We start from the raw sequence: 9,563 nt of genomic DNA, 5'->3' as shown, positions 1-9,563 counted from the left end.
CCCCTCTCACCCCAGACTTTACCTTGATCAAAGACACAAGCGAGCTTGCTCGCGAAGACGGTGTTTCAGTCGATGCATTTTCGGCGTTTGTACAGACCCTTTCGCGAGCAAGCTCGCTCCCACAGGTACGGGGTGTTTTCGGGCCATGTGAAACACTCCCACAGGGCCGTGGTGTCTTCAAGCCATGTGGATTACTCACATAGGTCGGCTGTGTTTCAAGCCATGCGAATGCCCTGCGGCAATGATGACCTTGTGGGAGCGAGCTTGCTCGCGAAGACGGTGTTTCAGTCGATGCATTTTCGGCGTTTGTACAGACCCTTTCGCGAGCAAGCTCGCTCCCACAGGTACAGGGTGTTTTCAAGCCATGTGGATTACTCACACAGGTCGGCTGTGTTTCGAGCCGTGCGAATGCCCTGCGGCACTGATGACCTGGTGGGAGCGAGCTTGCTCGCGAAGACGGTGTTTCAGTCGATGCATTTTCGGCGTTTGTACAGGCCCTTTCGCGAGCAAGCTCCCACAGGTAACGGGGTGTTTTCTAGCCATGTGAAACACTCACACAGGGCCGTGGTGTTTTCGGGCCATGTGAAACACTCACACAGGTCCGGGGTGTTTTCAAGCCATGTGGATTACTCACACAGGTCGACGGTGTTTCGAGCCGTGCGAATGCCCTGCGGCAATGATGACCTTGTGGGAGCGAGCTTGCTCGCGAAGACGGTGTTTCAGTCGATGCATTTTCGGCGCTTGTACAGGCCCTTTCGCGAGCAAGCTCGCTCCCACAGGGCCGTGGTGTTTTCGAGCCATGCGAAACACTCACACAGGGCCGGGGTGTTTTCGGGCTATGTGAAACACTCACACAGGGCCGGGGTGTTTTCAAGCCATGTGGATTACTCACATAGGTCGACGGTGTTTCGAGCCGTGCGAATGCCCTGCGGCACTGATGACCTGGTGGGAGCGAGCTTGCTCGCGAAGACGGTATTTCAGTCGATGCATTTTCGGCGCTTGTGCAGCCCGTTTCGCGAGCAAGCTCGCTCCCACAGGGCCGGGGTGTTTTCGGGCCATGTGAAACACTCACACAGGTCCGGGGTGTTTTCAAGCCATGTGGATTACTCACACAGGTCCGAGGTGTTTTCGAGCTATGTGGATTACTCACACAGGTCGGCTGTGTTTCGAGCCATGCGAATGCCCTGCGGCACTGATGACCTTGTGGGAGCGAGCTTGCTCGCGAAGACGGTGTTTCAGTCGATGCATTTTCGGCGTTTGTACAGACCCTTTCGCGAGCAAGCTCCCACAGGGCCGTTGTGTTTTCGGGCCATGTGAAACACTCACACAGGGCCGGGGTGTTTTCGAGCCATGTGGATTACTCACACAGGTCGGCGATGAGTGACAGCGCAGAGTCAGCCCGTTTTCGGGCTGACCGGTCCGCTTCTCAGAGGTCGCTCAAACCTTCCAGCAATGCCTGATGCTGCTCTGGCGTGCCGATGCTGATGCGCAGGAACTGGGCAATTCGCTGCTGTTTGAAGTGGCGGACGATGACGCCCTGCTCGCGCAGTTTGGCGGCCAGTGCTGCGGCATCATGTTGCGGGTGGCGGGCGAAGATGAAGTTGGCTGCCGATGGCAGCACCTCAAAGCCTTTGCCCTGCAACTGCTCGACCAATGCCTCGCGGCTTTCGATGACCTTGTTACGGGTCATCTCGAAGTGCTCGCGATCCTCGAAAGCGGCCGCCCCGCCCACATTGGCCATGCGGTCCAGCGGATAGGAGTTGAAGCTGTTCTTGATCCGCTCCAGCGCCTCGATCAGGTCAGGATGCCCCACCGCCAAACCGACGCGCAGACCGGCCAGCGAGCGCGACTTGGAGAGGGTCTGGGTGACCAGCAGATTCGGGTAACGATCGACCAGCGTAATGGCTGTCTCGCCACCAAAGTCGATATACGCTTCATCGACGACCACCACCGAGTCCGGGCTGGCCTTGATGATCTGCTCGACCTTGTCCAGACCGAGCAGGCAACCGGTCGGCGCATTCGGGTTGGGGAAGATGATCCCGGCGTTCGGCCTGGCGTAGTCTTCGGCACGAATCTGGAACTGCTCATCCAGCGGGACCGTTTCATAGTCGATGCCATACAGGCCGCAATACACCGGATAGAAGCTGTAGCTGATATCCGGGAACAGCAGCGGCGCCTCGTGCTGAAACAAGGCGTGAAAAATGTGCGCCAGCACCTCGTCCGAGCCGTTACCCAGGAACACCTGATTGGGCTGCACCTTGTAGTAATCGGCGACAGCGTGCTTGAGCAGATCGCTGTTAGGGTCCGGGTACAGGCGCAAGTCGTCGGTCAGCGCAGCGCGCATGGCGTCGATGGCCTTTGGCGAAGGGCCATACGGGTTTTCATTGGTATTGAGCTTGACCACTCGGGTCAGCTTCGGCTGTTCGCCCGGCACATAAGGCACCAGATCGCTGACAAAAGGGCTCCAGAATTTGCTCATTATTTGCCGTCCTCTGTGTTGCCTGCTTTCCAGTCAGGGTCAGTGATTCGATATTCGGCACTGCGCGCGTGGCCGCTCAGAGACTCGCCACGAGCCAGCACGGACGCTGTCTTGCCCAGCTCGGACGCACCTTGCGGCGAGCAATAGATGATCGACGAGCGCTTCTGGAAATCGTAGACGCCCAGCGGCGAGGAAAAGCGCGCCGTGCCGGAGGTCGGCAGCACATGGTTGGGGCCGGCACAGTAATCGCCCAGCGCTTCGGAGGTGTGGCGTCCCATGAAGATCGCACCCGCATGGCGGATCTGCGGCAGCCAGGCTTCCGGATCGGCGACCGACAGTTCGAGGTGCTCGGGCGCGATGCGATTGGCGACTTCGATGGCCTGGGCCATGTCAGCCACCTTTATCAGCGCGCCGCGACCGTTGATCGACGTTTCGACGATGGCCGCCCGCTCCATGGTCGGCAGCAGACGGGTGATGCTGGCCGCCACCTTGTCGAGAAATTCGGCATCCGGACTGACCAGAATGGCCTGGGCATCTTCGTCGTGCTCGGCCTGGGAGAACAGGTCCATGGCGATCCAGTCAGGATCGGTCTGACCGTCACACACCACCAGAATCTCGGAAGGACCGGCGATCATGTCGATCCCCACCTGACCGAACACGTGACGCTTGGCGGTCGCCACATAGATGTTGCCAGGGCCGACCACTTTGTCGACTTTCGGCACGCTTTCAGTGCCGTAAGCCAGCGCTGCAACAGCCTGCGCCCCGCCGATGGTGAACACCCGGTCGACCCCTGCAATGCAGGCAGCGGCCAGCACCAGCTCGTTGATTTCACCACGTGGCGTCGGCACGACCATGACCACTTCGGTCACGCCTGCCACTTTGGCCGGTATGGCGTTCATCAATACCGAAGACGGATAGGAAGCCTTGCCACCCGGCACGTACAGGCCTGCACGGTCCAGCGGCGTGACCTTCTGGCCCAGCACTGTGCCGTCGGCCTCGGTGTAGCTCCAGGAATCCTGCTTCTGCTTTTCGTGGTAGCTGCGCACACGCTCGGCGGCCTTTTCCAGGGCTTCGCGCTGAACCGCAGTAATGCGCGTCAACGCCAGCTCCAGGCGCTCGCGAGGCAGGATCAGGTCAGCCATCGACGCAACCTGCAGCCCGTCGAACTTCTGGGTGAACTCGACCAGCGCCGCGTCGCCACGCTCACGCACCGCCTTGATGATGTCGAGCACGCGCTGGTTGACCGAGTCGTCAGACACACTTTCCCAGCTCAGCAGATGATCCAGATGTCGTGCGAAATCCGGGTCAGCAGCGTCGAGTCGGCGAATTGCAGTGGGAGTGGTCATAGCGGGGCCTCAATAATTGGCGGATGCTCAGGAGCCTAAAGCTACCAAGCTATCCGCGCAGGCACCTGAGAAATTTGGCTATGACACGGATAGCTGGACGCAACTCAACGTTGCGTGTGGGGATCAGCTACGGTGTCGCGACTCCACTGCCTTGCGCAGGGTGTCGATGAGGGCCTGAATACGTGCGTGCTGCATCTTCATGGAGGCCTTGTTGACCACCAGACGCGAACTGATGGTCGCGATCAGTTCCTGGGGCTCGAGGCCGTTGGCGCGCAGGGTATTACCGGTGTCGACCACGTCGATGATCTTGTCTGCCAGACCAATCAGCGGTGCCAGCTCCATGGAGCCGTACAACTTGATGATATCGACCTGACGGCCCTGCTCGGCGTAGTAACGCTTGGCAACGTTGACGAACTTGGTCGCCACACGCAGACGGCCCTTGGGCTCGACCGCACCGATGGCACCCGCGGTCATCAGCTTGCACTTGGCAATCTGCAGGTCCAGCGGCTCGTACAGGCCCTGACCGGTGTATTCCATCAACACATCCTTGCCCGCGACACCCAGGTCGGCGGCACCATGCTCGACATAGGTCGGCACGTCGGTAGCACGCACGATCAGCAGGCGCACATCGGCCTGAGTCGTGGGGATGATGAGCTTGCGGCTCTTGTCCGGATTCTCGGTCGGCACGATGCCCGCTTCAGCGAGAAGCGGCAGGGTGTCATCAAGAATGCGGCCCTTGGACAGTGCGATGGTCAACATGGGAAACGTAAGTCCTTATCAGGAAACTTTTGTCACGACGCAAGCGGCGCGTGACAACCCTCAGGCCTGTTGACCTGAAGTGAAACGAATCAGAAATCACACCCGCGACAGAACAGGCGGCCCCGATGCCAGCGGCATCAGGACCGCATGCTGCTAGCCCGGAACGCGGCGGATCTTGGCACCCAGCATTTGCAGCTTCTCTTCGATGCACTCGTAACCACGGTCTATATGGTAGATGCGGTCGATCAGCGTGTCGCCCTGAGCGACCAGCGCCGAGATCACCAGACTGGCCGATGCACGCAGGTCGGTCGCCATGACTGGCGCGCCCTTGAGCACTTCGGTGCCGGTGACAATGGCGGTGTTGCCTTCAACCTGAATCTGAGCGCCCATGCGGTGCATTTCATACACGTGCATGAAGCGGTTTTCGAAGATGGTCTCGATGACCGCCCCCGTGCCTTCGGCAATCGCGTTGAGCGAAATGAACTGCGCCTGCATGTCGGTCGGGAACGCCGGATAAGGCGCGGTACGCACATTGACGGCTTTCGGACGCTTGCCGTGCATGTTCAGCTCGATCCAGTCTTCACCGGTCGTAATTTCCGCACCGGCTTCCTGAAGCTTGAGCAGCACAGCTTCGAGGATGGTCGGATCGGTGTCCTTGACCTTGACGCGGCCGCCGGTAACGGCAGCGGCCACCAGGTAGGTGCCGGTCTCGATACGGTCAGGCATGACCTTGTAAGTGGCCGGGCCCAGACGCTTGACGCCGTCGATGGTGATGGTGTCGGTACCTGCGCCGTGAATCTTGGCACCCATTGCGATCAGGAAGTTGGCTAGATCGACAACCTCTGGCTCGCGCGCGGCGTTCTCCAGCACGCTGCGACCGTTGGCGAGGCTGGCAGCCATCATGATGTTTTCAGTACCGGTCACGCTCACGGTATCGAAGAAGAAATGCGCACCACGCAAGCCGCCTTCCGGTGCCTTGGCCTTGATGTAGCCACCTTCGACATCGATGATCGCGCCCATGGCTTCAAGGCCACGGATGTGCAGGTCGACCGGACGCGAACCGATGGCACAGCCACCTGGCAGAGCCACTTCGGCCTCGCCGAAGCGAGCGACCATCGGGCCCAGCACCAGAATCGACGCACGCATGGTCTTCACCAGCTCGTACGGGGCGACCAGGGTCTTGATGGTGCGCGGGTCGATCTCGACACTGAGCTTTTCGTCGATCACAGGCTCGATGCCCATGCGACCGAACAGCTCGATCATGGTCGTGATGTCGTGCAGATGCGGCAGGTTCTGAACGGTAACGGGTCCGTCCGCCAGCAACGTGGCAGCAAGGATCGGCAGGGCAGAGTTCTTTGCCCCGGAAATGCGAATTTCGCCATCAAGACGAACGCCGCCGGTAATAATCAATTTATCCATTAGAGTCTCGACACCAATTGGCTCAGGAACGCTCGGCCCATGCAGCGCGGCTGAAAAATTTCATGGTCACCGCGTGGATGCTGCCATCGGCAATCCAGGGGTTCAGATGGGTATAAATCTGTTGCTGACGTTTGACCGGGCTCAGGCCGGCCAACTCGTCGCTGATGATGTTCAGCTGGAAGTTGCAGCCTTCGCCTTCGACTTCCACTTTGATTTCCGGCAGCTTTCCTTCAAGGAAGCTTTTAACTTCTACGGCCTGCATGCTCAACCTCGATCGGCGCTATACGCGCGCGGGTCTGGCATCATACAAAAAAAGCCCATGTTATGCGAAGCCCGACAAGCAGGTCCCGGATAAAGGGCTTTTTCGATAGTGCCTTTCAGTGGGCGCCCAGCAGCTCGGTCAAACCTGATACGCGAGCTATCTGGCGCATGTCTTCGGGGAGTGAGCGGATAGTCATCGACTTGCCCGCATCCCTGGCATCACGCATGAACGCCAGCAACAAGGCCAGGCCGACGCTGCTGGACTTCTCGACACCCGAGCAGTCCAGCGTGAGGTCTGCCAGATCACCGGACTTGATCAGTGCCGCACCCTGCTTGCGCAGTTGCGGCCCTGTGCGGTAATCCAGCACACCGATCAGACTGAGCTCACCCGGCCCGATAAGGCGGACGGCAGATTCGGTCATTGTGCCGTCTTCTGCGTCGCATCAACGGTAGATTTGGTCTTGGCCACTTCGCCAGCCCAGTTGTCGATGGTTTTATCCAGATTGTTACCGTTGCGCTGCATCGCATCAGCGAACTGATCACGGAACAGCTTGCCGATATTGATACCGTTGATGACAACGTTACGCACTTTCCACTCGCCGTTCAGCTTGACCAGCGTGTAGGAGACCGGATAGACCGCGCCGTTATTGCCCTTGACCTGCATGTCCACGCTGGTGCGATCATCGCCTTCGTCCTTGGCAGGCGCGACGGTGATGCCCTGGTTGTTGAATTCAAGCAACGCATTGCCATAGAACTGCATCAGGCTGCGCTTGAAGTTTTCCTGAAAATCTTGAACCTGCTTGGGCGTCGCCTTGCGGGAATACTTCACGGTCATGATGCTTTTGGAAATGCCGTCGGCATCCACGACAGGACCGACGATGCGGTTCAGCGCATCGTAAAACGCGCTTGGGTTGGTTTTGTACTGTTCGCGATTGGTCGCCAGATCACTCAACAGTTCCTTGGTGGTGCGCTCCACCAGGTCATGAGCCGACGGGGTGGCCGCAGCATTCGCCAGCATTGGCAGAGTGGCCAGCAATACCAGCAGGCCACGGCGCAGAATAGAGATCATTTGAAGCTCCTCACTTGGCGTCTTTACTAACAGTATTGAGCAGGAATTTTCCGATCAGGTCTTCCAGCACCAGCGACGACTGCGTGTCATGGATAGTCCCGCCATCCTTGAGCAGCTTGTCATCGCCACCGACGCTGAGACCAATGTATTTTTCACCCAGCAAACCGGCAGTCAGAATCGACGCAGTCGAGTCCGAAGGCAGGTTATCGACCTTCTTCTGAATCTCCAGCGTGACGCGACCGGTGAAGGTATCGCGATCCAGATCGATCGCCGTCACCTTGCCGATCGTGACGCCAGCCATGCTTACCTTGGCTCTGACAGTCAAACCGGCAATATTGTCGAAGTAGGCATAAAGTTTATAGGTGTCGGTGCTCGCGCTCGTGCTCAGACCACTGACTCGCAGGGCCAGCAGGAGCAGAGCCAGTATCCCCGCCAGCAGGAACAGACCGACTCCGGTTTCGATGGCACGGTTTTGCATCAGAAATCTCCAAACATCAAAGCGGTCAAAATAAAGTCCAGTCCCAGCACGGCCAACGAGGCGTAAACGACAGTTCTGGTCGTCGCGCGACTGATCCCCTCGGAAGTAGGCTCGCAATCGTAACCCTGGAAAACGGCAATCCATGTCACCACGAAGGCAAATACGACGCTTTTGATCACCCCGTTGAGCACATCGTTCGTGAAAGAAACGCTGTTCTGCATGTTCGACCAGAAAGAACCGTCATAGACTCCCAGCCAATCGATCGCCACCCAGGAAGCTCCCCAGATACCAACCACGCTGAAAATCATCGCCAGAATCGGCAGCGAGATAAACCCGGCCCACAGACGCGGCGCAACGATGTACTTGAGCGGGTCGACACCGATCATTTCCAGGCTCGACAGCTGCTCGGTGGATTTCATGTTGCCGATCTCGGCGGTCAATGCAGAGCCTGCACGACCGGCGAACAGCAAGGCTGTCACCACAGGGCCGAGTTCACGCAGCAGGGTCAGGGCAACCATCTGGCCGACCGCCTGCTCCGAACCGTATTTGGTCAGGATGCTGAACCCCTGCAGCGCCAGCACCATGCCGATGAACATGCCGGACACCACGATGATGACCAGCGACATGACACCCACCGAATACAGCTGCCTGACCAGCAGTTGAAAACTGCTGCCCGCACCGCCGCGACCGAGCAAGGCATGCACCAGAAACAGACCGGAACGCCCCAGAACAGTAACAATATCGATGGCCGAGCGCCCCAGCAGGCGAACCCGGTCCATCAGTGACTTATTGCGCATCAGCGCTTCCCCAATAGATCTTCGCGAAAATCCGGCGCCGGATAGTGGAACGGTACAGGGCCGTCCGGCTCGCCGGTCATGAATTGACGAATACGTGGATTGTCCGAGGACATCAGTTCCTGAGGCGTACCCTGCCCCAGCACCTGCCCGTCGCCGACAACATATAGATAGTCGGCAATGCTCGCCGTCTCGCTGAGGTCATGGGACACCACGATACTGGTGATACCCAGCGCGTCGTTGAGCAGGCGGATCAGGCGCACCAGCACCCCCATCGCAATCGGGTCCTGCCCGACGAAGGGCTCGTCATACATGAGAATCTGCGGGTCGAGCGCGATTGCGCGCGCCAGCGCGACACGACGCTTCATGCCGCCCGACAATTCGTCCGGCATCAGTTCCACCGCGCCGCGCAGGCCTACGGCCTGAAGCTTGAGCAGAACGATGTCGCGGATCATTTCTTCCGGCAGCTCGGTGTGCACACGCAGGGGAAAGGCGACGTTTTCGAATACATCCAGATCGGTAAACAGCGCACCGCTCTGAAACAAAACGCCCATCTGCTTGCGGGCATCGAACAGATCACTGCGCGAAAGCTCCGGCAGATTCTGGCCGTTGACCCACACCTGCCCTTCGCTCGGGCGCAACTGGGCACCCATCAGGCGCAGCAGGGTTGTCTTGCCGCAGCCTGACGGCCCCATGATCCCGGTGACCTTGCCGCGCGGAATACGAATATCAACGTTATTGAAAATGCTGCGCGCACCGCGTTTGAAAGACACACCTTTCAACTCGACCGCATAGGCGTCATCAGGACTCATCTAAACTCCTTGCGATACAGCTTCCACCCCGAGCCGCCGGTTTTTTGAACACCGAGAGGCTGCCCAGGCGTGCCGAACAGGCCGCGAACTATATCACCGCAGCCACCCGCCCCCAAGAAGAGAACCGAGCGGTTCAGGTATTCGCT

The 9,563-nt window shown here is 59.0% G+C and carries 10 protein-coding genes; all 10 read right to left on the bottom strand.

Features of this window, described 5'->3' with window-relative positions; all coding sequences use genetic code 11:
• Window positions 1–1,426: 1,426 nt before the first annotated feature.
• Window positions 1,427–2,479, bottom strand: coding sequence for a histidinol-phosphate transaminase (hisC, locus tag P406_RS25540; RefSeq protein WP_046237717.1), 1,053 nt, complete (start codon window positions 2,477–2,479; stop codon window positions 1,427–1,429).
• On the bottom strand, window positions 2,479–3,825 hold the full coding sequence (gene hisD / locus P406_RS25535) for a histidinol dehydrogenase (RefSeq protein WP_003418811.1): 1,347 nt from the start codon (window positions 3,823–3,825) through the stop codon (window positions 2,479–2,481). The genes hisC and hisD overlap by 1 nt, the downstream gene beginning before the upstream one ends.
• A gap of 123 nt (window positions 3,826–3,948) precedes the next feature.
• Complete coding sequence (gene hisG / locus P406_RS25530) at window positions 3,949–4,584, bottom strand: ATP phosphoribosyltransferase (RefSeq protein WP_002555077.1); 636 nt, start codon at window positions 4,582–4,584, stop codon at window positions 3,949–3,951.
• Window positions 4,585–4,737: 153 nt separating this feature from the next.
• Window positions 4,738–6,003, bottom strand: coding sequence for a UDP-N-acetylglucosamine 1-carboxyvinyltransferase (murA, locus tag P406_RS25525; protein ID WP_003413384.1), 1,266 nt, complete (start codon window positions 6,001–6,003; stop codon window positions 4,738–4,740).
• 22 nt (window positions 6,004–6,025) lie between these two features.
• Window positions 6,026–6,265 carry a BolA family protein gene (locus P406_RS25520; protein WP_002555079.1) on the bottom strand — a complete coding sequence of 80 codons (240 nt, stop codon included), beginning with the start codon at window positions 6,263–6,265 and terminating at the stop codon, window positions 6,026–6,028.
• Window positions 6,266–6,380: 115 nt separating this feature from the next.
• A complete protein-coding gene (locus tag P406_RS25515) occupies window positions 6,381–6,686 on the bottom strand; it encodes an STAS domain-containing protein (RefSeq protein ID WP_003418813.1) in 306 nt (101 codons plus the stop codon).
• Window positions 6,683–7,333: an MlaC/ttg2D family ABC transporter substrate-binding protein gene (locus P406_RS25510; protein WP_046237716.1), complete on the bottom strand. Its 651-nt coding sequence runs from the start codon at window positions 7,331–7,333 to the stop codon at window positions 6,683–6,685. The genes P406_RS25515 and P406_RS25510 overlap by 4 nt, the downstream gene beginning before the upstream one ends.
• Before the next feature lie 10 nt (window positions 7,334–7,343).
• Complete coding sequence (gene mlaD / locus P406_RS25505) at window positions 7,344–7,811, bottom strand: outer membrane lipid asymmetry maintenance protein MlaD (protein WP_003313587.1); 468 nt, start codon at window positions 7,809–7,811, stop codon at window positions 7,344–7,346.
• Window positions 7,811–8,608, bottom strand: a complete 798-nt coding sequence (mlaE, locus tag P406_RS25500) for a lipid asymmetry maintenance ABC transporter permease subunit MlaE (protein WP_003313588.1) — start codon at window positions 8,606–8,608, stop codon at window positions 7,811–7,813. Before mlaE ends, mlaD begins: the two co-directional genes overlap by 1 nt.
• The gene (locus P406_RS25495) at window positions 8,608–9,417 is read right to left on the bottom strand and encodes an ATP-binding cassette domain-containing protein (RefSeq protein ID WP_003313589.1); all 810 of its coding nucleotides are present in this window, start codon (window positions 9,415–9,417) and stop codon (window positions 8,608–8,610) included. The genes mlaE and P406_RS25495 overlap by 1 nt, the downstream gene beginning before the upstream one ends.
• Window positions 9,418–9,563 lie beyond the last annotated feature (146 nt).

The organism is Pseudomonas syringae pv. coryli str. NCPPB 4273 (assembly GCF_000972175.1).
Classification (GTDB): Bacteria; Pseudomonadota; Gammaproteobacteria; order Pseudomonadales; family Pseudomonadaceae; genus Aquipseudomonas; species Aquipseudomonas syringae.
The sequence above is the reverse complement of the archived record's forward strand: the minus strand, read 5'-3'. Positions and strand labels throughout refer to the sequence as shown.

Excerpts from the sequence above, each read along its gene's own strand:
- hisC (WP_046237717.1), bottom strand. The coding sequence starts at position 2,479 with ATGAGCAAATTCTGGAGCCCTTTTGTCAGCGATCTGGTGCCTTATGTG.
- hisD (WP_003418811.1), bottom strand. The coding sequence starts at position 3,825 with ATGACCACTCCCACTGCAATTCGCCGACTCGACGCTGCTGACCCGGAT.
- hisG (WP_002555077.1), bottom strand. The coding sequence starts at position 4,584 with ATGTTGACCATCGCACTGTCCAAGGGCCGCATTCTTGATGACACCCTG.
- murA (WP_003413384.1), bottom strand. The coding sequence starts at position 6,003 with ATGGATAAATTGATTATTACCGGCGGCGTTCGTCTTGATGGCGAAATT.
- P406_RS25520 (WP_002555079.1), bottom strand. The coding sequence starts at position 6,265 with ATGCAGGCCGTAGAAGTTAAAAGCTTCCTTGAAGGAAAGCTGCCGGAA.
- P406_RS25515 (WP_003418813.1), bottom strand. The coding sequence starts at position 6,686 with ATGACCGAATCTGCCGTCCGCCTTATCGGGCCGGGTGAGCTCAGTCTG.
- P406_RS25510 (WP_046237716.1), bottom strand. The coding sequence starts at position 7,333 with ATGATCTCTATTCTGCGCCGTGGCCTGCTGGTATTGCTGGCCACTCTG.
- mlaD (WP_003313587.1), bottom strand. The coding sequence starts at position 7,811 with ATGCAAAACCGTGCCATCGAAACCGGAGTCGGTCTGTTCCTGCTGGCG.
- mlaE (WP_003313588.1), bottom strand. The coding sequence starts at position 8,608 with ATGCGCAATAAGTCACTGATGGACCGGGTTCGCCTGCTGGGGCGCTCG.
- P406_RS25495 (WP_003313589.1), bottom strand. The coding sequence starts at position 9,417 with ATGAGTCCTGATGACGCCTATGCGGTCGAGTTGAAAGGTGTGTCTTTC.